Consider the following 23,075-nt stretch of genomic DNA (forward strand, 5'->3'; position numbering starts at 1 on the left):
GTGGAGAGACCCTGTGAACGTCGTCATCCAGCACCATCCGGACCATCGATGCTTTCTGGCGCATCCCCAACCCGGCGTCCAATGCCGCCTGGACTATGAGCGCCACGGCGAGCAGCTGATCATCACCCATACCGGCGTCCCGGCGCAGTTGCGCGGCCAGGGCGTGGCCGCGCAACTGGTGGAGACGGCCGCCCGCTGGCTCGCCTCGCAGACGCTGCAGCTGGTGCCCGGCTGCACCTATGTCCGCCACTGGCTGGCGCATCAGCCGCGCTGGCAGCGCCTGACCGCACCCGCGGCGGCGCAGCGGGTGCTCAACGAATGGTTCGGACTGCCCGGTGGCGCCGAGGACGGGCAGGTGCAGACGAAGTGGTTCAAGAAGGATCCGGCCTTTGATGCGGCCCTGCGCGAGCGCTTCGGCTCCATGGTGGACGCCGCCCTGGCGGGCGAGCATCAGGCCTGGGACCGCAACCCGTGGGGCGCGCTGGCGCGCATCCTGTTGCTGGATCAGTTCACCCGCAACATCTACCGGGAGACGCCCCAGTCCTTTGCCGGCGACGACCTCGCCTTGCAGGCGGCCCTGGCCCTGCTGCCGCAACTGCCGGTGATGAGCCCCCTGGAGCGCTGGTTCGCCCTCATGCCGCTGGAGCATGCCGAATCGCTGGAGATGCAGGAGCGCTGCGTCGCCGCCTTCGAGGCGCTGGCGGCGGAAGACGAACGGCTGGTGTCCGCGCTGGACTACGCGCGCAAGCACCGGGATGTGATCCAGCGCTTCGGGCGTTTCCCGCATCGCAATGCGGTGCTGGGCCGGGTCAGCACGCCGGAGGAAGAAGCCTTTCTCCAGCAGCCCGGCTCGAGGTTCTGAGCGCCAGGGGCACCGGAACGGCGGTGAGGACCGCTGCCGGTGCCGATGTTCCATCCCGCGGCTACCGCGCCTGCGGCTGTTGAATCTGCTGCTCCTGCTCCTGCAGCGTCCGCCACATCACCTTGCCGGAGCCTGACTTCGGCAACGCGTCCACAAAACTGACCAGCCGCGGCGCCTTGTAGGGCGCCATGTGCTCATGGGCCCAGCTGATGATGTCCTGCTCGGTGGTCTTGCCCTTGGCCTCGGCCCGCAGCACCACCACCGCCTTGACCGTCTCGCCGCGGTAGGCGTCCCTGGAGGAGATCACGCAGGCTTCCTGCACCGCGGGGTGGCGGTACAGCAGCATCTCCACTTCGGACGGCCAGACCTTGTAGCCGCTGGCATTGATCATCCGCTTGAGACGGTCAGTGATGAAGAAGTAGCCTTCTTCATCCATGCGGCCCAGGTCGCCGGTGCGGAAGAAGCGTTTGCCGTCCAGTTCCACGAAGGCCGCGTCCGTCGCCTCCGGCTGCTGCCAGTAGCCTTTGAACACCATCGGGCCATGGCTGATGATCTCTCCGACCTCCCCCACCGGCAGCTCTTCCAGCGTGGTCGGATCGATCACCCGGGAATCGACCCCGAAAATTGGAATGCCCAGGCATTGGAGCTTGGCCCGCTCCGGCGGATTGCCGTGGGTGGGGGCTGCGGTCTCGGTCAGGCCGTAACCTTCGGCGAAGGTCAGACCGAACTCTTCCAGCAGCCGCTCGGCCACCGCCTTGGGCATCGCCGCGCCGCCGCCGCTGAGGTAGCGCAGGCTGGTCAGGTTGAAGCTGCGGTAGTTGGGGCTCGCGAAGAGGTCGATGATCATCGTGGGGATGCAGGTCCAGTGCGTCACCCGGTAGCGGGAGATCAGGCTGCCACACAGCTCGCGATCCCAGCGCGGCATGATCACCAGGGTCATGCCCGCAAACACCGGCCCCAGCACGCCGTAGAGCGTGCCGGTGATGTGGAACATCGGCACCACCGCCAGCCCTACCGATTCCGCGCTCGCATGGCCCCACAGACAGCCGCCGCAGCTGTTGGACATCAGCGTGGCATGGGTGTGCACGCAGCCCTTGGGCAGGCCGGTCGTGCCGGAGGTGTAGGGCAGCATCGCCAGATCGTCCGGGCCGGCGGTGTGGGGGCCAGGCACCAGGCCCTGCCCCAGCGCGTCGGCCCAGTCGGTCGCGCCGGGCGGCAGTTCGTGCCGGGCCATCAGCCAGGCCCGCATCGGCTCGGGCACCTGGCAGTCGGCCGCCGGACCGTCCGGCGGCAGGGTCTGCCAGTATTGCGTCACCAGCACCGCGGCCGGGCGCTGCGCCGGTGCCAGCCGCGCCGAGGCGGCCGCCACCACGCCGGCCAGCTCGCCGCTGCAGATCACCACCTTGGTCTGGGGGTCGGTGAGGTAATGGCCGAATTCGTCTTCCCGGTTCATCGGGTTGACCGGCACCACCACCGCATCCGCCCGGTTGACGGCATAAAAGCTCACCAGGTATTGCGGGCAGTTCTGCATGAACAGCACCACCCGGTCCCCCTTGCCCACGCCCTGCGCCTGCAGCCAGCCGGCCAGCGCCTCGGCCTGGGCGCGCAGGGTGTCGAAGCTGAGGGTCGCACCGAGGAACACGGTGGCCGGCTTGTCCGGATAACGCGCCGCGGACACGGCCAGGTTGAACCAGAGCGAGGTCCGCGGAACCGCCAGCTCACGCGGCAGACGGCGCGGCCAGTGGCTGTACTGCACCTGGGCCTGCGCCGGACGAGGGGTGACCAGACGCGTCATCGTGCTTGTCTCCTTTTTGTCTTCGGGCCATCTTCCCGCCAGCGGCGCCGGATGTTTGTCCCGACAGCGACAACGGCGTCCCGGCCCGTTCACCTTTCGGGCCGTGATCGGCGCGCCCGAATACGTTTGACGCGCGCTTCAAACGTGCCGCGCTGCCCCGCACTGTGGCGTAAATCCTACTGGACCTGCAAACGGGTGGTCCCGTCCCTGGCCTTGGCCGGTCAGTTGTTTAGCATGCGCACTTTCATCGACGGCGGTGGTCCCGCCTGCCTGGTCATGCGTGTGTTGCGCCGTTCAGCGCTCTGGATGTGGAGAGGTCGGGGAAGCCCGACATGGGCCGTGGCATGGGCTTTCCTGCCATTGGCGCTGGCCCCGCTGGTCACGCCCGCCACCGTGCTGGCCGTGCCGGCGGACACGGCGGCCCAGGCCCTGCTCCCCGAGCCGACCGGACCGGTGGTCCTCAGCATTGGCGGCGCGCTGCGGCTGACCAACAAGGACGGCCAGGCCCACTTCGACATGGCGATGCTGGAACGCCTGCCGCAGACCAGCTTCCAGACCCAGACCCCCTGGTACGGCCAGCCCCGCAAATTCACCGGCCCGTTGCTGCGCGACGTGCTGGCGGCGGTCGGCGCCAATGGGCAGACCCTCGAGGCGCGCGCGCTCAACGACTACCGGGTGACGATCCCGGTGGCGGACACCCAGCGGTATGACGTCATCATCGCCCGCCTGATTGACGACAAGCCCATGCCGCTGCGGGACAAGGGTCCGCTGTTCATCGTCTATCCCTTCGACCGCCACTCCGAACTGCGCAGCAGCCTCTACTACGGCCGCTCGGCCTGGCAACTGCGGCGTCTGGATCTGCGATGACGCTCAGCCCCAAGCATCTGGCGGCGCGCCGCCGCTGGCGGCTCGTCATGGCGGGCATCGGCCTCGTACTGGTCATGGCCCTGGCGTCCGCTGCCTGGCTTCAGGCGCGCCAATACCAGCTGCTGAACGGCACCCGCCGTTATCAGGACGATTACCTGGTCTGGAGCCTGTTCCAGTTCGAGACGGAATATCTGAAGCTGCGGCTGGCGCTGGAACAGGCGGCCGGCCCCAGCCTGGCGGTGGACCCCGACCAGGTGGCCCAGCGCTACGAGATCTTCGTCAGCCGGCTCAGCCTGGTGGAGAGCGAACATGCGGCGCAGGTGCTGTCCCACCATCCGGACTACCAGCGCACGGTGGCGCGCACGCAGGAGTTCGTGCGCTGGGCCGATGCCCTGCCGCTGAATGCTGCGCTGATCCGGGAACATCCCGGGCGATTGAGCGACGTCATTGAGCGGATGGACCCGCTGGCTGACGCGATCCGCGAGTTGTCGCTGACCTCCACCCACCATGTGGCCGAAGACGTCACCGAGCGCGACGCCGTGGTGCGCAGCCAGAGCCGGGTCGGTCTGGCACTCACCGCCCTGCTGACCGCCCTGACGCTATGTTTCGCCTGGGTGGCGGTGCGGCAGTTCCGCCGGCTGGAACGCTATGGCGTGAAGCAGCACAACCTGGCGGATCGGCTGCATGAGGCGCAGCGTGAAGCCGAAGCGGCCAACCGGGCCAAGACGGTGTTCCTGGCCAACATGAGCCATGAGCTGCGCACGCCGCTGCAGGGACTGCTCGGCATGCTGGGCCTGATGAAGGATGCGCCGCTGACGTCGCAGCAGCAGGAGCACCTCCAGGCGGCCAATGACTGCGCCCGTCACCTGCTGGCGGTGCTGGCCGACATCCTGGACGTGACCCGGATGGAAGCCGGCGGGCTGGCGCTGTCGCCCGAGCCGCTGCAGCTGGTGGCGCTGATGCGGGAGCTGGAAGCGCTGAGCCGTCCGCAGGCCGGCGCCAAGGGCCTGGCCCTGCACATGACCATCGCCGACGACGTGCCCGGCTGGGTGGAAGCCGACCCGACACGGCTGCGGCAGATCCTGCTGAACCTGCTGAGCAATGCACTGAAGTTTTGCGACCGTGGCCAGGTGGCCTGCGGCCTGCGATGCGGCGTGGGGCCGCTGGGCGAAGACCTGCTGATCTTCGATGTCAGCGACACCGGCCCCGGCATGGATGCGGCCACCGTCGCGCGGCTGTTCCAGCGCTTCAGCCAGGGCGATGCCAGCACCTCCCGGCGGCATGGCGGCGCGGGATTGGGGCTGGAGATTTCCCGGCGGCTGGCGCGTGCGATGGGCGGCGACATCCATGTGCAGACGGCGCCGGGCCAGGGCAGTCATTTCAGCCTGTCGCTGCCCTTGCGGCTGGCACCCCCGGCAGCGCCGGACCGTCCGGACGTCGGCTCGGCCGTCTTGCATGGCTTGCATGGACCGCACGGGCTGCGCGGGTCCCAAGGGCTGAACGGTGCCCACGAATTGCACGACCGGATGGACGCCCCGGGGGCGCGGGAGACCTTCAGCGGGCGGGAGGCTCCGGTGACCGGTCTGCAGGTGCTGGTGTCGGAAGACCATCCGACCAACCGTCTGGTGGTGGAAGCGATGCTGATGAAGCTGGGCCACCACCCCACGATGTGCGAGAACGGCTTGCAGGCACTGCAGCTGGTGCGCCAACAGCGATTTGACCTGGTGCTGATGGATTTGCACACGCCGCAGATGGACGGCTTCGAAGCCACCCGGGCCATTCGCGAACTGCCACCGCCACGCGGCCAGCTGCCGATCATTGCCTTCTCCGCGGATGCCTTCGAGGAATCGCGCCAGCGGGCGGAACAGGCCGGAGTGAGCCTGTTCCTCGCCAAGCCGGTGGAGCTGGACGCGCTGGATGCGTGCCTGCAGCGGGTGGCGGCGCGACCGGCGCGGCCGGAAGCCGCGTGAGCCCCGACAAACGCGACCGGCACGACCGGCGCGACCGGCGCCCTGCGGTTGGTCTCAGATGACGACCGGTTCCGGCTCCAGGCGGATGCCGAATCGTCCGTAGACGCTTTCCTGGATCGCCCGCGCCAGCGTGACCACTTCCGCGCCGCGGGCCTCGCCGCGATTGACGAGCACCAGCGCCTGCCTGTCATAGACCGCGGCACCACCGACGCTCTTGCCCTTCCAGCCGCAAGCGTCGATCAGCCATCCCGCCGCCAGCTTGAAGCTGCCATCCGGCATCGGATAGTGAACGATGTGCGGATCGCGCGCGATGATGTCCCGGCACTGTTCGGCGCTGACCACCGGGTTCTTGAAGAAGCTGCCGGCATTGCCGATGCGCGCTGGATCCGGCAGCTTGGCCCGGCGGATCTCGCAGACCCAGTCGAAGATCTGCCGGGCGCTGGGCGCGGCGATGCCGGTCTCAGCCATCTTGCGCTCCAGGTCGAGATAGCCGAGCTGGGGCTGCCAGGGCTTGGGGCAGCGCAGCCGCACCTTGGTGATGACACTCTTGCCGGCCAGACCGCCAAAGCCGGTCTGCTTGAAGACGCTGTCCCGGTAGCCGAAGTTGCAGACCGAGGCTGGCAGGGTCACCCGGCGGCCGGTGGTCAGGTCCACCACGTCGACGTTCTCCAGGCGGTCCTTCACCTCGATGCCGTAGGCGCCGATGTTCTGCACCGGTGCGGCCCCGACCGTGCCGGGGATCAGCGCCAGATTCTCGAGACCGGGCACGCCCTGGTCCAGCGAATAGGCCACCGCCTCATGCCAGGACACACCAGCCCCGGCCTCGATGATCCAGGCGTCCTCCCGCTCCTCGACGCTCAGGCCCTGAATCTCCATCTTCAGCACCACGGCCTCGACATCCCGCGTCAGCACCAGGTTCGAGCCGCCGCCCAGCACGAACTTGCTGGCGCGGCCCAGTTCCGGATGGTCCACCACCCGGCGGACATCAAGCTCCTCGCGGATGCGCACCAGACGGCGTGCCACAGCGGGCAGACCGAACGTGTTGTAGGGCTTCAGGTTGACGTCGGTCTCGACGAGCAGGCCTTCTCGGCGCTCGGTCGGGGGGGTGGTGGGGGCGGACTGCATGGCAGAATTCTCGCCGATCCTTCACAGACCTCATTCGCAGTACATCCCTATGCCCAGCTTCGACACCGTTCTCGAACCCGACATGGTCAAGGTCCGCAACAGCGTGGACGCCAGTGCCAAGGAAATCACCACCCGGTTCGATTTCAAGGGCACCAGCGCCTCCATCGAATTCAAGGACAAGGAAAAGGAAATCCACACCACCGGCGACGCCGAGTTCCAGCTGGAGCAGATCGAAGCAGTGCTCTACGGCAAGCTCGCCAAGCAGGGCGTGGTGCTGGGCTTCGTCGACAAGCAGGACAAGATCGAGAAGCTCGGGGGCGACCGGGTGAAGCAGGTCTACAAGATCAAGTCGGGCCTGGAGTCCGCCGAGGCCAAGAAAGTGGTCGCCGCCATCAAGAACAGCAAGTTGAAGGTGCAGGCGGCCATCGAGGGCGACATGGTGCGCATCACCGGCAAGAGCCTGGACGATCTGCAGGCCGCCCAGACGGTGCTGCGCAAGGACCTGGCCGACCTGCCGCTGACCTTCGACAACTACCGCAAATAAGACCCGCGCCGCTGCCGCTCCGGCGGCGGTGACGGCGTCCAGCATCAAGCGGCGCTGCGGCCCCGGTGGCTCCACCGGGTGCGCCACCGCGGAGGAGACGGGATGAGTGCAGCACCCACACGGCCGGGGCTCCGGCTGGCCGCCGGCGCAATCGCAGTGGCACTGGCCGGACTGGGCACGCTGCCCGCCCCCGCCCGGGCCGACAGCGTCAAGGCCTCGCAGTTCTACGAGGACGCGCTCAAGCGCTTCGAGCGCCAGGATGTGGATGGCGCCATCCTGCAGCTCAAGAACGCCTTGCAGCAGGATGCACGGCTGCTGTCGGTGCACGTGCTGCTGGGCAAGGCACTGCTGTCGCGCAGCGAGGCGGCCGCCGCCGAAGTGGAATTCAACGAGGCCCTTCAGCTGGGCATCAGCCGGGCAGAGGTCGTGGTGCCGCTGGCCCAGGCGCTGGTGGCCCAGGGCAAGCAGGCGGAAGTCTTCAAACGTGCGGTGCTCAGTCCGGAAGGGCTGCCGGATGCCACCCGCCAGGCCCTGCTGCTGGTGCGCGCCGGCGCCTCCTCCGACCTGGGGGATGCCGCCCGGGCGCAGACCCTGGTGGAAGAAGCACGGGCCCTGGCGCCCCAGCAGCCGGCCTCCTGGATCGCCGAAGTGCCGCTGCGGGTGCGTGCCCGCCAGTTCGACAAGGCCGATGCCGCGGCAGACCGCGCCTTGCAACTGGCGCCGCGCGATCCCGAGGCGCTCTACCAGAAGGCCACCATCGCCCATGTGCAAAGCCGGCTGGACGACGCGCTGCGCGGTTATGAGCAGGTGTTGGCCGTCGATGCGCGACACCTCGAAGCCCAGTTGGCGCGGGCCGGCATCCTCGTGGATCTGGGACGGCAGGACGCGGCCACCGCCGCCCTGCAGGCGCTGCTGAAGCAGGCGCCGAATGAACCGCGTGCGCTCTACCTGAATGCGGTGCTGGCGGAGCGACGGGGCGACAGCGCTGCTGCGTCCCAGGCCCTGCGGGCGGTGACCACGCAGCTCGATCCGGTGCCGATGGACTACATCCGCTACCGGCCGCAGGCGCTGATGCTCAATGGCCTGGCGCACTACGGCCTGGGGGAGCTGCAGAAGGCCAAGCCCTATCTCGAATCCGCCCTGCGTCAGCAACCGGCCAGTCCGCTGTCCAAGCTGCTGGCTCAGGTCTATGCCGCGGAACCCAATCCCGAACGCGCCTCGGAGGTGCTGGAGGGCTACCTCAAGGCTTTCCCCGGTGACAGCCAGGCGCTGGTGATGATGGCTTCGCTGCAGATGGCGCAGGGCCGCCATGCCCGTGCCACCGCGCTGATGCAGGAAGCGCTGCGCGGCCGCGATGCGCCGGAATTTCGCACGGCGCTGGGCTTGTCGCTGATCCGCGGCGGTCAGCTCGGCGGCGCCGCGCAGGAGCTGGAAAAGGCCTTCGGGAAGGATCCGACCCAGACCTATGCCGGCCTCTCGCTGGCGACGCTCTATGTGCGCAGCGGCCAGACCGCGAAGGCGCTCGCAGTGGCGGACCGGCTGGTGCAGCAGCAGCCGCGCAATCCGGGCGTCTGGATGATGCAGGGCGCTGCGCGGCAGGCCGCCCGGGACGTGGCCGGCGCGCGCACGTCCTATCAGCAGGCGCTGCAGATCGACGCGGCGCTGGTGGAGCCGCAACTGGCCCTGGCCCGGCTGGACACCACCAGCCGCAACTTCGACGCGGCCCAGGCCCGCCTGGACGGACTGCTGCGCACGGACGAGCGCAATGCCGACGCGCTGTTTGAACGCGCCCTGCTGAGCGAAGCGCGTGGCCAGACCGGCGAGGTGGAGCGCTGGCTGGCCAAGGCCGCTGATGCCAGTGGCCCTCGGCAGACCCGTGCCGACCAGGCACTGGTGACCTGGCTGCTGAAGCAGGACCAGGCCGGGCCCGCGCTGGAGGCCGCCAAGCGTCTGCTGGGCAAGGCGCCCGAAGACACCCAGGCCAACATCACCTACGCCCGCGCGCAACTGGCGAACCGGGATGTCAACGGCGCCAAGGCCACGCTGGGTGCAGCCGCACGGCGCGCCGGCTTCGAGCCGCAGCCGCTGGTGGACATTGCTGCGCTGCAGCTCGCCGCGAAGGACCCGGCCGGCGCCGCCTACACGCTGGACAAGGCGCTCGGCGCCGCGCCGCAGCATGTCCCGGCGCTGGCGCTGTCCGCCACCGTCGCGCTGGCTCAGGGACAGCTGCCGCAGGCGGAGAAGCAGGCGCGTCAGATCATCGCGCTGCAGCCGGCTCAGGCCACTGGGCATCTGCTGCTGGCCGACGTCTTCCAGGCCCGGCAGCAAGTGGCGCAGGCGCTGGAGTCGTTGCGCAAGGCGCATGAGGTGCAACCGAGCAGCGGCACCTTGCTGGCACTGATGCAGGCGCTGTCCCGCCAGGAGGGGGGCAACAAGGCGGCGGGTGAGCTGGCCGAGCGCTGGCTCCGCAGCCGGCCGGCGGATCTGGCAGCGTGGAAGGCGCTGGGGGACAGTCAGGCGCGGACGGGCAACTTTGCGGCGGCACGCAAAAGCTACGACAGCGCGCTGAAGTTGCGGCCGACGGATGTGGAGACGCTGAACAACCAGGCCAATGTCTTGATCCGCCTGGGCGAAGTGGCCGCCGCGGTCCCGCTGGCCGATCAGGCGGTGAGCCTGGCCCCCCGCAACGCGTCGGTCATCGACACCGCGGGCTGGGCCCATCATCTGGCCGGGCGGGCCGACCGCGCCCTGCAACTGCTGCGGGACGCGCGGCTGCGCGATCCGGCCAATCCGGACATCCGCTACCACCTGGCCGCGGCGCTGGCCAAGGCGGGCCGCACGTCGGAAGCCCGGGAGGAGCTGGCAGCGGCATTGAAGAGCCCGTCCTTCACCAGCGTGAAGGAGGCGCAGGCGCTCTCCCAGACCCTCAGGTGAGGGGCTGCGTACAGTGTCAGGAAAATTTACATTCCGCTCCCATCGGGCCTGACCCGCACAAAAAAACGGCGCCAAGTGCTTGTCACACATGAGCTTCGGACCTTCTGGCCCGGGGCTTGCATAGAAGACGGCATTCAACGCCAACGGCCCAGAGGCCGGACTGACCTTCGGGGGACTCTTATGCGGTTTGCCACTCAACGACTGATGCTGTGCGCGGCGTTCGCCCTGGCCACGGCCCTGCCCATGGCGGCGCAGGCGGACGCCACCTGGACGGCCAGCGCCTGCATCAGCAATTGCGCCGAGTCCGGCGACCCGGCGCCCAACGTCAGCTACAGCGCCTATTCCGCGGCGATCAACACGACGAATGGCGCCTATGTGAGCACCGGTACCTTCGCCGCGAGCACGCTGGCGTTCTACAGCGGCGGCGGCTTCGGCGTGACCGCACCGTCGGGCGACGCCCAGTCCCCCAACCATGCGCTGGACAACTACGGCTACCAGGATCTGATCCTGCTCAAGTTCGACGATCTGGTGAAGCTGACCCAGGTGAAGATCGGCTGGAGCCAGTACGACAGCGACATCTCCGTGCTGGCCTACACCGGCAATACCTCCGGCGTGAATGTGGCCAGCACCATCACCGGCAAGACGGCCAGCACGCTGACCGGCAGCGGCTGGTCCCTGGTGGGCAGCTATGCCGACCTGGTGACAGGCACCAACAAGGCGGTGAATTCCCAGGGCGTGAGCTCCAGCTGGTGGATCATCACCGCCTACAACTCGCAGCTGGGGGGCGCGCCGACGGGCGCGGACGGCACCACCTCGGGCCTGACCCGCGGCCTGGGCACCAGCTACGCGGGGTATGACTTCGTGAAGCTGTATTCGGTCAGCGGCACCGCCACCACCACCCGCCAAAACGTGCCGGAACCGGCCACCCTCGCCCTCTCCGCCATGGCCCTGCTGGGCGTGGCCGGGGTGCGTCGTCAGCGCCGTCAGCGGCAAGGCGAGCGCGCGCAGGACTGACCCGCCGGGTGAGGCTGCGGGCGGGCTGGATGCGCAAGGAGACCTTGCCGCCAAACGAAGGCCCGCCCTGCACGACCGACACCGAACACCAGGCGCCTCATCAGGCGCCTTTTTCACGCCTGTCCGTCCGCAGCGCGGGTCGGCGGCGGACGAATCGGCTGCCATCGGCCCGTCGCCAGCGCGGGCGCCCATCACCCGCAGCCGCCACAGGGACAAAGGCCCGCGCCGGGTCCCGGTAGATAATCGCCGGCATGCGCCCCCTCGCGTGCCCACAAGGCCCGCCCCGGGCGCCGGTTGGAAACGAGGCGCCCACTCCTGCGTCCCTGATTTCTATACGTGATGGTGCCGTCCGCCGGCCCGGCCCCGCAGCCGCCCTACCCTGGCGGTCATGCAGGCGGCTCGGCCACGGGTTCCGTGAACCCGCCGTGCAACGGTTCTTCAGACGATATTTATTTCAGCGACCCCATGCCCGCATACCGCTCCAAAACCTCCACCGCCGGCCGCAACATGGCAGGTGCCCGCTCCCTGTGGCGCGCCACCGGCATGAAGGACGAAGACTTCTCCAAGCCGATCATCGCCGTGGTGAATTCCTTCACCCAGTTCGTGCCCGGTCACGTCCATCTGAAGGACCTCGGCCAGCTGGTCGCCCGTGAAATCGAAGCCGCTGGCGGCGTCGCCAAGGAATTCAACACCATCGCGGTGGACGACGGCATCGCCATGGGCCACGACGGCATGCTCTATTCCCTGCCCAGCCGCGAGATCATCGCGGACTCGGTGGAGTACATGGTCAATGCGCACTGCGCCGACGCCATGGTCTGCATCTCCAATTGCGACAAGATCACCCCGGGCATGCTGATGGCCGCCATGCGGCTCAACATCCCCGTCATCTTCGTCTCCGGCGGCCCGATGGAAGCCGGCAAGGTGCGGCTGGCCGTGCCCGGCACCGCCACCGTGCAGATCAAAAAGCTCGACCTGATCGACGCCATGGTGATGGCCGCTGACAGCAAGGTCAGCGATGCCGAAGTGGCCGAAGTCGAACGCTCCGCATGCCCGACCTGCGGCTCGTGCTCCGGCATGTTCACCGCCAATTCAATGAACTGCCTGACCGAGGCGCTGGGCTTGTCCCTGCCTGGCAACGGCACCGTGGTGGCCACCCATGCGGACCGGGAACAGCTGTTCAGGCGCGCCGGCCGCCGCATCGTCTCGCTGACCCGCGAGTACTACGAAGGCAATGACGAGCGGGTGCTGCCGCGCTCCGTCGGCTTCAAGGCATTCGAGAACGCGATGACGCTGGACATCGCCATGGGCGGCTCCACCAACACCATCCTGCACCTGCTGGCCATCGCCCGTGAAGCCGAGATCGACTTCACCATGGCCGACATCGACCGGCTCTCCCGCATCGTGCCGCAGCTGTGCAAGGTGGCACCCAACACCAACAAGTACCACATCGAAGATGTGCACCGCGCCGGCGGCATCATGGCCATCCTGGGCGAGCTGGACCGCGCCGGCAAGCTGCACACCGATGTGCCGACGGTGCATGCGCCGTCGCTCAAGCATGCGCTGGACGCCTGGGACATCGTGCGTACCGAAGACGAAGCCGTGCGCACCTTCTATCGCGCCGGCCCTGCCGGCATTCCCACCCAGGTGGCCTTCAGCCAGAGCGAACGCTGGCCCAGCCTCGACCTGGACCGCGCCGAAGGCTGCATCCGCTCCAACGACCATGCGTTCTCGCAGGAAGGCGGCCTGGCCGTGCTGACCGGCAACATCGCGCTGGACGGCTGCGTAGTCAAGACCGCCGGGGTGGACGACAGCATCCTCGTGTTCGAAGGCACCGCCCATGTGACCGAATCGCAGGACGAAGCGGTGGAGAACATCCTGGCGGACAAGGTCAAGGCTGGGGATGTGGTGGTGGTGCGGTATGAGGGCCCCAAAGGCGGCCCGGGCATGCAGGAGATGCTCTACCCCACGAGCTATATCAAGTCCAAAGGCCTGGGCAAGGCCTGCGCGCTGTTGACCGACGGTCGCTTCTCGGGCGGCACCTCGGGCCTGTCGATCGGGCACTGCTCGCCGGAAGCGGCCGCAGGCGGCGCGATCGGTCTGGTGCGCAACGGCGACCGCATCCGCATCGACATTCCGAACCGGACGATCAACGTGCTGGTCTCCGATGAGGAGCTGGCCCGCCGCCGCGCGGAGCAGGACGCCAAGGGCTGGAAGCCGGTGCTGCCGCGTCCTCGCAAGGTGTCGACGGCGCTGAAGGCCTACGCCAAGTTCGTGATGTCGGCGGACAAGGGCGCCGTGCGCGACGCGTCGCTGCTGGACGACTGACCGCGTCCCCCCGGCTTGGGCGCCCCTGCGCGTGGGCGCCCGGTCGGGCGCGTCAACCGCATTGAGCGGGATCCGACGCGACGAGCGCTGTTCGCCCCGTGGGAGGCGCAGCCGGGCCGGGCTTCAAACCCCTCGACTGCCCGCTTCTACGTCGTCTTCCCCTGCATAGATGCCAACAAACGGCGCCTGTCCCGGCCGGACCGATCCGCGGTACATGCCCTCGGTGTTGAAGCCGAGGTGCACGCCCCCCAGCCGGTCCACCGCAATCAGGCCGCCGTCGCCGCCCACCTGCGGCAGTTCTTCGAACAGGACGCGCTGGCAGGCTTCGTCCAGCGACAGCCCGCCGATGCGCATCAGCGCAGCCACTTCATGCGCTGCCACCGCGCGGATGAACGCCTCGCCTGTTCCGGTGCAGGACACCGCGACGCAGCGGTCGTCTGCATAACAGCCAGCGCCGGGGATGGGCGAATCCCCCACGCGGCCGGGCCGCTTGTTGGTCATGCCGCCCGTGGAGGTGGCGGCTGCAAGGTGGCCGTGCAGATCCAGCGCCACGGCGCCCACGGTGCCAAACTTGGTCTTCTCGTCCAGCGGGCCACCCGCACCCGCACCCGCACCCGCACCCGCACCCGCATCCGCATCCGCACCCGCACTTGCATCGGCACCAGCACCAGCACCTGCGTCGGCACTGGTGCCCGAATCGGCGGCCGAGACCGTGGCGGCCGCCGTCTGCCCGTCGTGGTCGAGCACCTGGCCGGACGCCGTCGCCTGAGCATGGCGCAGCTGCGTCAGGCGCTGCGGCGTGCCGAACCACTCCGGCGCCACCATTTCCACCCCCTGCCCGATCGCAAAGTGCTCCGCCGCGCGGCCGATCATCAGCACATGGCCGCTATGGGCCATCACCTCCCGCGCCGCCAGCACCGGATTGCGCAGGCGCGTGACACCCGCGACCGCACCAGCACGGCGATCACGTCCGTCCATGACACTGGCGTCCAGTTCATGCCGCTCATCCGCGGTGTACACCGCGCCCTTGCCCGCGTTGAACAACTCACACTCCTCCAACTGGCGCACCGCTTCGACCACCACGTCCAGCGCGTTCTCCCCGGCCTCCAGCCGGCGTGAGCCGTCTTCCAGAATCACCCGAAGCGCTTCGCGATAACGCGCTTCGGCCTCCGGCGACATTGCCGAGCGGCGCAAGGTGCCGGCGCCGCCGTGAATGGCGAGTACGGCGCGGGCAGCGGCGTCCGGGCGGTCTCCGGCGGCGAGGGACTGAGGCAGCGTCATGGGAGTCTCCAAAGCTCTGCCTGCATTGTGACGGCGCCGGGCGCGTTCCACAGTCCCCGCTCCGCCCCTCCGCCCCCATCCCCTTTGTCCCCCTTGAGACAGGGGGAAAACGAACGCTCGTGCTAAAAACTGCGGCAGTTCAGAGGAGACAAGCCATGGACCTGCAGTTCACACCGGAAGAACAGGCCTTCCGCGCCGAGATCCGTCACTGGGTGGCGGACCACCTGCCCAAGGACATCAGCCACAAGGTGCACAACGCGCTGCGCCTCACCAAGGACGACATGCAGCGCTGGGCCCGCATCCTGGGCCGCCAGGGCTGGCACGGCTGGGCCTGGCCCAAGCAGTTCGGCGGCCCCGGCTGGAACGCCGTGCAGCGTCATCTCTTCGAAGAAGAATGCGCCCTGGCCGGTGCCCCGCGGGTGGTGCCCTTCGGCCCGGTGATGGTGGCGCCGGTCATCATGGCCTTTGGTTCGCGGGAGCAGCAGGAGCGGCACCTGCCCGGCATCATGAGTGGCGACGTGTGGTGGAGCCAGGGCTACAGCGAGCCGGGCGCCGGTTCCGACCTGGCCTCGGTCAAGACCCGCGCCGAGCGCCGGGGCAACGTTTATGTGGTCAATGGCCAGAAGACGTGGACCACGCTCGGCCAGTACGGCGACTGGATCTTCTGCCTCGTGCGCACCGATCCCACCGTCAAGCCGCAGGCCGGCATTTCCTTCCTGCTGATCGACATGAAGTCGCCCGGCGTGACGGTTCGGCCGATCATCATGCTGGACGGCGAACACGAGGTGAACGAGGTGTTCTTCGACAACGTCGAGGTGCCCGTCGAGAACCTGGTCGGCGAGGAGAACAAGGGCTGGACCTACGCCAAATACCTGCTCGCCCATGAGCGCACCAACATCGCCGATGTGAACCGCGCCAAGCGGGAACTGGAGCGGCTCAAGCGCATTGCCAAGGCCGAAGGCGTCTATGACGACGCCCGCTTCCGAGACCAGATCGCCCTGCTGGAAGTGGATGTGGTGGCGCTGGAAATGATGGTGCTGCGTGTGCTGTCGGCGGAGAGCAGCGGCAAGCAGTCACTCGATGTGGCCGGCCTCCTGAAGATCCGCGGCAGCGAGATGCAGCAGCGCTACACCGAGCTGATGATGCTGGCCGCCGGGCCTTTCGCCACCCCCTTCATCCAGGAAGCGATGGAGGCCGGCTGGCAGGGCGACTACGTCGGCGCCGCCCATTGCGCACCGCTGGCGAGCCACTACTTCAACTATCGCAAGACGACCATCTACGGCGGCTCCAACGAAGTCCAGCGCAACATCGTGGCGCAGACCGTGCTGGGCTGAGCGCGTTCATCGCCGCAAGGAGACAGTTCATGGATTTTGACTTCACCGAAGATCAGGAATCGCTGCGGGATGCGGTGCGCCGCTTTGTGGAGAAGGACTATGGCGACGACCAGCGCCGGGCGATTCTCAAGGCCGGCGGCTTCTCCAAGGCCGCCTGGGACGGTCTGGTGGGCCTGGGGCTGACCGCCCTGGCGGTGCCGGAGGTCCACGGCGGCCTGGGCTTCGGTCCGGTGGACGCCATGGTGGTGATGGAAGAACTGGGCCGCGGCCTGGTGCTGGAGCCCTACGCCCAGGCGGCCCTGGTGGCCCCGGCGGTGCTGGCCCATGCCGCCGGCGAGGTGCAGGCCGAATGGCTGCCCCGCATTGCAGCCGGGGAAGCGCTGCTGGTGCTGGCGCATCAGGAGCGCGCTGCACGTTATCGGCTGGATGTCTGCCAGACCCAGGCGAGCAGCGACCACCGTCTGACCGGTCACAAGAGCGTGGTGAGTGCCGGCTCGAATGCCGATGCGTTCATCGTGCCGGCGCAGGCGGACGGCGGCATCGCGCTGTATCTGGTGACCCGGGACGCCGCCGGCGTGACCCTGCGCGACTACCGCCTGCATGACGGCTCCGCTGCCGCGGAACTGCATCTCGCGGCCACCCCCGCCACGCTGCTGGTGCCCGCCGCCCACGGTCTGGCGGTGCTGGAGCAGGCGGTGGACATCGCCATTGCCGCGCAGGCCGCCGAAGCAGTCGGCGTGATGGACCGGTATGTGGCGCTGACGGTGGAGTACATGAACACCCGCAAGCAGTTTGGCGTCGCCATCGCCAGCTTCCAAGCGCTGCGCCACCGCATCGCCGATGTGAAGATGCAGCTGGAGCTGGCGCGGTCGATGAGCTACTTCGCCACCCTGAAGCTGAATGAGCCGGCCGATGCACGCCGCCGCGCGCTGTCCCAGGCCAAGGTGCAGCTCGGACAGTCCATGCGGTTTGTCGGGCAGCAGTGCACCCAGTTGCATGGCGGCATCGGCGTGACCGACGAATATGTCGGCAGCCACTACTTCAAGCGGCTGACGGTGATGGAGATGCAGTACGGGGACACGATGCATCACCTGGGTGAAGTGAGCCGCCGCATGACGGACACCGCAGGCGTGTTCGCCTGACGCTGCGGTCGCACCGGTCGCCCGCATCGCAGCCACGGGCAGGGCGACCGGACCGCGCAGCTGTCTACACTCGCCACTCCGACGCTTTCGTTCTGGAGTGGCCATGGCCTCCGCCCCGCCCGCAGCCTCCGCTGCCTTCTCTCCAACCGCCCCGGCCGGTTCACCTGGCGCCGCCCGTGCCGCCCCTGCCGCCCCCTCTGGCAGCCTGTGCGACGTCGCCGGCCTGAAGGTCGGCCACTGGCAGCATCCGCAAGCACCGACCGGCTGCACCGTCATCCTGTGTGAACAGGGCGCGGTGGCCGGCGTGGATGTGCGCGGTGCAGCGCCGGGCACGCGCGAGACCGACCTGCTGCGCCCGGAAAACACCGTCCCCCGCATTCACGGCCTCGTGCTCAGCGGCGGCAGCGCCTTCGGCTTGTCCGCCGCGGACGGCGTGATGCGCTGGCTGGCCGAGCGTGGACATGGCTTCCAGGTCGGGCGGGCGCGGGTGCCGATCGTTCCGGCGGCGGTACTGTTTGATCTGTGGCTGCATGGAGCCGACACCGCGCCCAATGCAGCGGCGGGACAAGCCGCCTGCGACGCCGCCACGAACGACCAGCAGGCCCGCGGCAACGTGGGCGCCGGCACCGGCGCGACTGTGGGCAAGCTGCTCGGCGTGTCGCGTTCAATGAAGGGCGGTCTGGGCATGGCGTCCCTGCGCATCGGCGGTGTGACGCTGGCCGCGATGGTGGCGGTGAATGCCGTCGGCGATGTCGTGGACCCGCGCAGCGGTGAGGTCATCGCGGGCAGCCGGGGCCCGGATGGACGGCCCCGCTCCAGCGTCCAGGCCCTGTTGGACGGAGAGCCGCTCGGCGGTGGACTGGCCGGGTCCGCCACCACGCTCGGTGTCATTGCCACGGATGCGCGGCTCACCAAGGCCCAGGCCAGTAAGCTGGCGCAGATCGCGCACGATGGTTTTGCACGCAGCATCCAGCCGGTGCACACCGTCATGGATGGGGATGTGATTTTTGCGGTGGCCACGGGCGCAGCCGGCCAGGACGGCGACATGGCCCTGCTCGGTGCGGTGGCGGCGGAGGTCGTGGCCCGGGCGGTCGTGGATGCCATCCGGTCGGCGCGGTCGCTGGCCGAAGTGCCGGCAGCCTTCGATCAGCCGGCCCGAGCACCTGCCTGAGCCGCAGCCTGAGCGCAGCCTGAGCCGCAGCCCGAGCCCCTGCCCGAGCGTCGGGCCCTCGCCGGCTTCCCGCCCCGGACCAGCGACAATCACACCCATGAAAGCGTCTTCCCGTGCCCCGCGTCCCGTTGCCATCGACCAGATCCTGTTCACCCAGGGCTTTGGTACCCGCCGTCATTGCGCCGCCCTGATCCGCCATGGACTGGTGTCGGTGGAAGGCCGTGTCATTGAGGATCCGGATGAAGCCTTCCTCACTGAGGGTCTGACCTACGAGGTCGAAGGCAAGGTCTGGCCGTATCACGAGAAGGCCCTGATCCTGCTCTACAAGCCGGCTGGCTACGAATGCTCCCGCAAGCCGACCCACCATCCCAGCGTGCTGAGCCTGCTGCCGCCGCAGTTCCGTGAGCGCGACCTGCAACCGGTCGGCCGCCTGGATGAAGACACCACCGGCCTGCTGCTGCTGACCGACGACGGCCCGCTGCAGCACAAGCTCACCAGCCCCAAGTACCACGTGCCCAAGGTGTACGAAGCCACCTGCAAGGCGCCGGTGGATGACGAGCAGTTGCAGCGGCTGATGGCCGGTGTGCTGCTCGAAGAACGCGACCCGCGCCTGGCCGAGGAGCCGGTCCAGGCTGCACTCGCCCGCCGGCTGCCGGACGGCCGTCTGGAGCTGACGCTGACCGAAGGGCGCTATCACCAGGCCAAGCGCATGGTGGCCGCCGTGGGCAACCGGGTGCTGGCACTGCACCGCCGTGCCATCGGCCAGCTGACCCTGCCGGCGGACCTGCCCAGCGGCGGCTGGTGCTGGCTGGATGAGGCCGGCCGTCAGCGGGCGATGACCGCCGCTGACGTCAGCGCTGCGGCTGCGGACCAGCCGTAAGCAGCAGATCCGCCATCGCCAGCAGGCTGGCGAGCTGTTGCGGCTCCTTGGCGAGATCCCTGCTGTAGTCCGTGCAGACGCGGGTCCAGAGGCCGCGCACCACCTGGGTCCGGTTCGCCACGGTGAGACGGCCTTGTTGGAAGCGGCTGTAGAGCTGATCGGCCACCGCCACCACCACGGCCCGTGCATCGCCGCCCGGGCTCTGCACCGCCACCACATCGGCCGGCGCGTGGGTGCGGTGCCGATGCATCAGACGGGCAATCTCGACGAGCACCTTCGGCGGCACCGGTTCACCGCGCTTCAAAGGCACCTGGATCCACTCCAGCGGCCGGATCACCGAGCGCCGGTGCGCGTCGTGGCGGGATGGCGGATCCTGGCTGACATCGCGAGTCACCGGTTGACCTTCGATCTGCGCCGCGACCGCCAGGCCCATGACGGTGGCGCCGGGAATGCGGTCATCCAGCGACAGTGGGCGTTCCTGCGTCATGGTGAAGGTGGCTTCGGTGCCATCGCCCAACTGGCGGATGCCGGGGCGCATGGCCGGTCGCAAGGTCCGTTCTTCCCACGGGGTCAGGTCCACGACGCTACCGATGTTGTGGCTGAGGCAGGCAACGGCCCAGGCCAGAGACTTCTCCTGGCCGGGCTGATCCACCACCAGCGTCCTTGGCGCCACCCAGGCGCCGGCCAGCCGCGCCCCCGGCATCGCCGTCAAGCGCGGATCGGCAGTCAGCATGCGTTCCGGACGGACGTGCAGCGACGCCTCGTTGCTTCCCTTCAGCGGGGAATAGGCCGCGCTGGCAACCGTCGGTCGCTGGCGGATCTGCTGGCAGAGCGAACGCGCCATCGCGTCGTGCGACGAGGCGTTCGATCCCGGCCCCTGGCGCACGGCCCGGAACGGCATGGGCGCGCCGGTAGCGCTGGTGCGCATCTGCTGGGCCATCGCCAGCAGCGAGGCCAGATGCTCCGGCTGATCCAGCAGCCGGGTGCTGCGATGCAGGCGGGTTTCCATCACGGCATCGTGCACGATGTCCATCACGTCCTGCTCGCTGAGCACCCGATTCGCCTGGCGCTGCGCCGTCAGCTCGCGATAGATCTGCCAGCCGGCGGCAAAGACCGCTGAGCGGTTGTCCCCGCCCGGGGACTGGAAAGCCACGCGGCGGCCCGAAGCCAGCGGATGCGCCGACATCCGGTCAAAGGTCTCGCGCAGCACACTTGGCGCAATGGCAGTGTCCGGCTCGATCTCCACATCCCAATGGCGGGACAACGGCTGCAGCGTGCCGTGCGTGCTCTTCAACAGCGGCAGCGACGATCCGCCGGTGTCCAGATGCAGACGCTGGGTTTCCTTGGGGGTGCCCAGGCGCACCACATGGGTGATGTCGTGCGTGTCGGCGCTGTCCTGCCACAGCCGGCGCTGGGACAAGGTCGGCGTGGCCATCGCCACCGCCCCGCTGGGCAGACAGTTGCCATTCAGGCGCTCACCCCGGGGCTTGGCCGCGCTGCTCGCCGGTGACAGCAGCGTGCCCGGCTGCAGCGGCAGCGACGAGCCATGAGACAGCCGCTTCTGCGTGTCCAGCGCGTGCCGGATTTCTGGCAGGTCGTTGATCTCCCCCACCAGCATCCGGGCATGGGCCATCTGGCCCTGCCAGGCATGGGCATCGGCGGTGGTGGCCCGCTGTGGCAGCGCGAGTTCGCGCGGTTTCGAAGATTTGAAGAACGACGGACGGCTCGACGCTGACGCCGTCAGGTCGTACGAATGCCTGGAAAAAAGACGGCTGATCAGCCCCATGAGACGCTCCAGAAGTTGAAATCAGGATCGCCGCGGAAGGTGCGCGGCGAACGGCGTGACAAACGCCGCGGCATCAGACGCCGCGGCCATGCATCACTGCCATCGCTGTGTGTGCTTGCCGGTGGCCAGCAGCAGCTCGCCCATGGCCATCAGGCTGGCCAGCTGGTCCGGCTCATGCGCCAGATCGATGCTGTAGTCCAGACACAGACGGGTCCAGATGTCCTTGATCGATTCGTCCAGGTTGTCGGCGTTCAGCCGCTTTTCCTGGAAGCGGCCATACAGCTGGTCCGCCGCGGCCACCACGGCGGCGCGCACGTCGCCCTTCGGGCATTGCACCGCGATGGCATGACCCGGACCATCGGCCCGATAGTTCTCCATCAGCTTGGCCATCTCCAGCAGATCTTTGGGCGGCACGGTCTTGCCCGGCAGCAGCGGTATCTGCAGACGCTCCAGCGAACGCTCGGTGGGAATGCGGTGTTTCTCGTCCATGTAGGGCGGGTCGATGCTCACATCGCGGGTCACCGGCTGGCCGTCGATCGTGGCGGAGATCTGCATCCCGGTCGCCTTCGCACCGGCCAGCACGTGGTCCAGCTCGATCTGTCCGGTACGGCCCCATTCGAAGTGGACGTGGGTGCCGCTGCCCAGCGCCTGGCGGCCATCCGCCATGGCATCCGGCTCGCTCTGCTCGGAGCGGCAGCTCAGGTCCACCACGGCGGAAATGTTGTGGGTCAGGCAGGCCGTCGCCCAGGCCAGGGCCTTGTCGGGTCCCGGGCGTTCCAGCACCAGGGTGCGGGGCGCTGCCCAGGCACCCAGCAGGCGGGCGCCCGGCAAGGACTTCAGGCGCGTGTCCGGCGCGAGCATGGCGTCCGGGTGGATGCGGCGCGTCCTGGCGGTGCTGCCCTTGAGCGGCGCATACGGCCGGTCGGTCGCTTCCTTCATCTCCAGGATGCCGCTGCAGAGGGCGCGCGCGGCGGCCCGATTGCGCGCCTCTTTCAGCGCCGGGCCGTCGGGCGGCGTGTCCTTGCTGTGGGCCGCCAGGGTCTCCACCGTCGGCCGATCAACGAATCGCACCGCACGAGCCTTCGGCAATCCACACAGCTGCATGCCCATGGACAGCAGGCTCGCCAGATGCTCGGGCTGCCGCAGCACCTGCGTGCTGCGGTTCATGTGGATCTGCATCACTGCGTCCTGCACCACATCGAGAACGGTGTCCTCGTCCACCGGCAGATCAGCCTGTTGCCGCGCCCGCAGATCCTTGAAGACCTTCCAGCCTGCACCAAAGACGGCGGACCGGTCATCCCCGTGCGGCGACTGGAAGGCCACCAGGCAGCCCGGGGCCGGCGGCGCGGCCGACAGCCTTTCGAAGGTTTCACGCAGCACGGCCGGCGGAATCGCCATGCCGGGCCTGGCAGAGACGCGCCAGTAACGTGACAGCACCTGGGGCAACTCCCCTGGCAGCGTCTGCGCCCTCACCGCGGGCTCGTGGGCCATGAGGTCCATCGTCGTCTGTTCCAGGTCCGTGCCCACGCAGACCACATGCGTCACCCGGTGTTCCAGGGCGCTCTGCTGCCACAGCTTGCGCTGCGCTTGCGTCGGCGTGGCCATGACGACAGCACCACTGGGAAGACGGTTGGCATGGAGCCGCTCGGTCAGGGTTTTGGCATCGGAGACGTGCGCACGCTCCAGCAAGGTGTCCGGCTGGACCGGCAGCGCCGGCCCCCGCCTGATCTGCTTTTCGACGCCGCGCCCCGGCAGCCCCTGCTCGAGATCGACCCGTTCACGCAACAGGGTCCGGGCATTGTCCAGCTGGCGCTGCCAGGCATGCCGGTCCCCCGTGGGGGTGTCCGACGGCAGGCGAGCGTTGGCCGCAGCCTCGGGCTGTGACGGAGCCGGCGTGACCGTGTTCACGTCGCGGGGTGGGCTCGAAAGAATGAGATTGAGCAGTCCCATGAGGATCTCCTGGTTGATGACATCGACACCGCACGGGGGCAACGGTGGGAGGTGAAAGCTCAGTCGGGACGGACGGGTGTTCAGTTGCAAACCCG

16 protein-coding genes are annotated in these 23,075 nt (G+C 68.6%); 11 read left to right on the forward strand and 5 right to left on the reverse strand.

Annotated elements, in window-relative coordinates; all coding sequences use genetic code 11:
* Positions 1-13 precede the first annotated feature (13 nt).
* Positions 14-862 (forward strand): DUF924 family protein, encoded by an 849-nt coding sequence (locus FHS28_RS07710; protein WP_088450047.1) that lies wholly within the window; start codon positions 14-16, stop codon positions 860-862.
* Positions 863-923: 61 nt separating this feature from the next.
* Here FHS28_RS07710 and FHS28_RS07715 read toward each other — a convergent pair whose 3' ends face one another.
* On the reverse strand, positions 924-2,657 hold the full coding sequence (locus tag FHS28_RS07715) for a long-chain fatty acid--CoA ligase (RefSeq protein WP_088450049.1): 1,734 nt from the start codon (positions 2,655-2,657) through the stop codon (positions 924-926).
* 339 nt (positions 2,658-2,996) lie between these two features.
* Here FHS28_RS07715 and FHS28_RS07720 point away from each other — a divergent pair, with 339 nt between their 5' ends.
* Together FHS28_RS07720 and FHS28_RS07725 are read left to right on the forward strand one after the other, a co-directional pair.
* On the forward strand, positions 2,997-3,524 hold the full coding sequence (locus tag FHS28_RS07720) for a putative pterin-binding protein (protein WP_310736758.1): 528 nt from the start codon (positions 2,997-2,999) through the stop codon (positions 3,522-3,524).
* A complete protein-coding gene (locus FHS28_RS07725) occupies positions 3,521-5,494 on the forward strand; it encodes an ATP-binding protein (RefSeq protein WP_088450051.1) in 1,974 nt (657 codons plus the stop codon). The genes FHS28_RS07720 and FHS28_RS07725 overlap by 4 nt, the downstream gene beginning before the upstream one ends.
* 54 nt (positions 5,495-5,548) lie before the next feature.
* On the opposite strand, the gene murB is transcribed toward FHS28_RS07725, so the two are convergent.
* Positions 5,549-6,574 (reverse strand): UDP-N-acetylmuramate dehydrogenase, encoded by a 1,026-nt coding sequence (gene murB, locus FHS28_RS07730; RefSeq protein WP_088450655.1) that lies wholly within the window; start codon positions 6,572-6,574, stop codon positions 5,549-5,551.
* A gap of 94 nt (positions 6,575-6,668) precedes the next feature.
* Here murB and FHS28_RS07735 point away from each other — a divergent pair, with 94 nt between their 5' ends.
* The 4 genes from FHS28_RS07735 to ilvD all read left to right on the forward strand — a co-directional run bounded on the left by FHS28_RS07735 (position 6,669) and on the right by ilvD (position 13,436).
* Positions 6,669-7,163, forward strand: coding sequence for a YajQ family cyclic di-GMP-binding protein (locus FHS28_RS07735; RefSeq protein ID WP_088450053.1), 495 nt, complete (start codon positions 6,669-6,671; stop codon positions 7,161-7,163).
* A 102-nt stretch (positions 7,164-7,265) separates the two neighbouring features.
* Positions 7,266-10,097 carry an XrtA/PEP-CTERM system TPR-repeat protein PrsT gene (prsT, locus tag FHS28_RS07740; RefSeq protein ID WP_088450056.1) on the forward strand — a complete coding sequence of 944 codons (2,832 nt, stop codon included), beginning with the start codon at positions 7,266-7,268 and terminating at the stop codon, positions 10,095-10,097.
* 180 nt (positions 10,098-10,277) lie between these two features.
* Complete coding sequence (gene xdp1, locus FHS28_RS07745) at positions 10,278-11,111, forward strand: exosortase-dependent surface protein XDP1 (RefSeq protein ID WP_088450058.1); 834 nt, start codon at positions 10,278-10,280, stop codon at positions 11,109-11,111.
* Between the two features lie 465 nt (positions 11,112-11,576).
* Entirely contained in the window at positions 11,577-13,436 is a 1,860-nt protein-coding gene (gene ilvD, locus FHS28_RS07750; protein ID WP_088450657.1) for a dihydroxy-acid dehydratase, read from the forward strand.
* Between the two features lie 123 nt (positions 13,437-13,559).
* On the opposite strand, the gene FHS28_RS07755 is transcribed toward ilvD, so the two are convergent.
* The gene (locus tag FHS28_RS07755) at positions 13,560-14,717 is read right to left on the reverse strand and encodes an isoaspartyl peptidase/L-asparaginase family protein (protein ID WP_088450060.1); all 1,158 of its coding nucleotides are present in this window, start codon (positions 14,715-14,717) and stop codon (positions 13,560-13,562) included.
* 155 nt (positions 14,718-14,872) lie between these two features.
* Between FHS28_RS07755 and FHS28_RS07760 the strand changes: the two genes are divergently transcribed.
* The 4 genes from FHS28_RS07760 to FHS28_RS07775 all read left to right on the forward strand — a co-directional run bounded on the left by FHS28_RS07760 (position 14,873) and on the right by FHS28_RS07775 (position 19,244).
* Complete coding sequence (locus FHS28_RS07760) at positions 14,873-16,051, forward strand: acyl-CoA dehydrogenase family protein (protein ID WP_088450062.1); 1,179 nt, start codon at positions 14,873-14,875, stop codon at positions 16,049-16,051.
* A 29-nt stretch (positions 16,052-16,080) separates the two neighbouring features.
* A complete protein-coding gene (locus FHS28_RS07765; protein WP_088450064.1) occupies positions 16,081-17,193 on the forward strand; it encodes an acyl-CoA dehydrogenase family protein in 1,113 nt (370 codons plus the stop codon).
* Positions 17,194-17,296: 103 nt separating this feature from the next.
* Positions 17,297-18,364, forward strand: a complete 1,068-nt coding sequence (locus tag FHS28_RS07770; RefSeq protein WP_088450066.1) for a P1 family peptidase — start codon at positions 17,297-17,299, stop codon at positions 18,362-18,364.
* A 97-nt stretch (positions 18,365-18,461) separates the two neighbouring features.
* Positions 18,462-19,244, forward strand: a complete 783-nt coding sequence (locus tag FHS28_RS07775) for a pseudouridine synthase (RefSeq protein ID WP_088450068.1) — start codon at positions 18,462-18,464, stop codon at positions 19,242-19,244.
* Here FHS28_RS07775 and FHS28_RS07780 read toward each other — a convergent pair.
* Both FHS28_RS07780 and FHS28_RS07785 read right to left on the reverse strand, forming a co-directional pair.
* Positions 19,216-21,030: a hypothetical protein gene (locus FHS28_RS07780; protein WP_088450070.1), complete on the reverse strand. Its 1,815-nt coding sequence runs from the start codon at positions 21,028-21,030 to the stop codon at positions 19,216-19,218. The two genes, FHS28_RS07775 and FHS28_RS07780, sit on opposite strands and share 29 nt — an antisense overlap.
* 93 nt (positions 21,031-21,123) lie before the next feature.
* A complete protein-coding gene (locus tag FHS28_RS07785; protein WP_184294367.1) occupies positions 21,124-22,980 on the reverse strand; it encodes a hypothetical protein in 1,857 nt (618 codons plus the stop codon).
* Positions 22,981-23,075 lie beyond the last annotated feature (95 nt).

The organism is Roseateles terrae (genome assembly GCF_014192155.1).
GTDB classification, from domain to species: Bacteria; Pseudomonadota; Gammaproteobacteria; order Burkholderiales; family Burkholderiaceae_C; genus Roseateles; species Roseateles terrae.

Excerpts from the sequence above, each read along its gene's own strand:
- FHS28_RS07715 (WP_088450049.1), bottom strand. The coding sequence starts at position 2,657 with ATGACGCGTCTGGTCACCCCTCGTCCGGCGCAGGCCCAGGTGCAGTAC.
- FHS28_RS07725 (WP_088450051.1), top strand. The coding sequence starts at position 3,521 with ATGACGCTCAGCCCCAAGCATCTGGCGGCGCGCCGCCGCTGGCGGCTC.
- FHS28_RS07735 (WP_088450053.1), top strand. The coding sequence starts at position 6,669 with ATGCCCAGCTTCGACACCGTTCTCGAACCCGACATGGTCAAGGTCCGC.
- prsT (WP_088450056.1), top strand. The coding sequence starts at position 7,266 with ATGAGTGCAGCACCCACACGGCCGGGGCTCCGGCTGGCCGCCGGCGCA.
- xdp1 (WP_088450058.1), top strand. The coding sequence starts at position 10,278 with ATGCGGTTTGCCACTCAACGACTGATGCTGTGCGCGGCGTTCGCCCTG.
- ilvD (WP_088450657.1), top strand. The coding sequence starts at position 11,577 with ATGCCCGCATACCGCTCCAAAACCTCCACCGCCGGCCGCAACATGGCA.
- FHS28_RS07755 (WP_088450060.1), bottom strand. The coding sequence starts at position 14,717 with ATGACGCTGCCTCAGTCCCTCGCCGCCGGAGACCGCCCGGACGCCGCT.
- FHS28_RS07760 (WP_088450062.1), top strand. The coding sequence starts at position 14,873 with ATGGACCTGCAGTTCACACCGGAAGAACAGGCCTTCCGCGCCGAGATC.
- FHS28_RS07765 (WP_088450064.1), top strand. The coding sequence starts at position 16,081 with ATGGATTTTGACTTCACCGAAGATCAGGAATCGCTGCGGGATGCGGTG.
- FHS28_RS07770 (WP_088450066.1), top strand. The coding sequence starts at position 17,297 with ATGGCCTCCGCCCCGCCCGCAGCCTCCGCTGCCTTCTCTCCAACCGCC.
- FHS28_RS07775 (WP_088450068.1), top strand. The coding sequence starts at position 18,462 with ATGAAAGCGTCTTCCCGTGCCCCGCGTCCCGTTGCCATCGACCAGATC.
- FHS28_RS07780 (WP_088450070.1), bottom strand. The coding sequence starts at position 21,030 with ATGGGGCTGATCAGCCGTCTTTTTTCCAGGCATTCGTACGACCTGACG.
- FHS28_RS07785 (WP_184294367.1), bottom strand. The coding sequence starts at position 22,980 with ATGGGACTGCTCAATCTCATTCTTTCGAGCCCACCCCGCGACGTGAAC.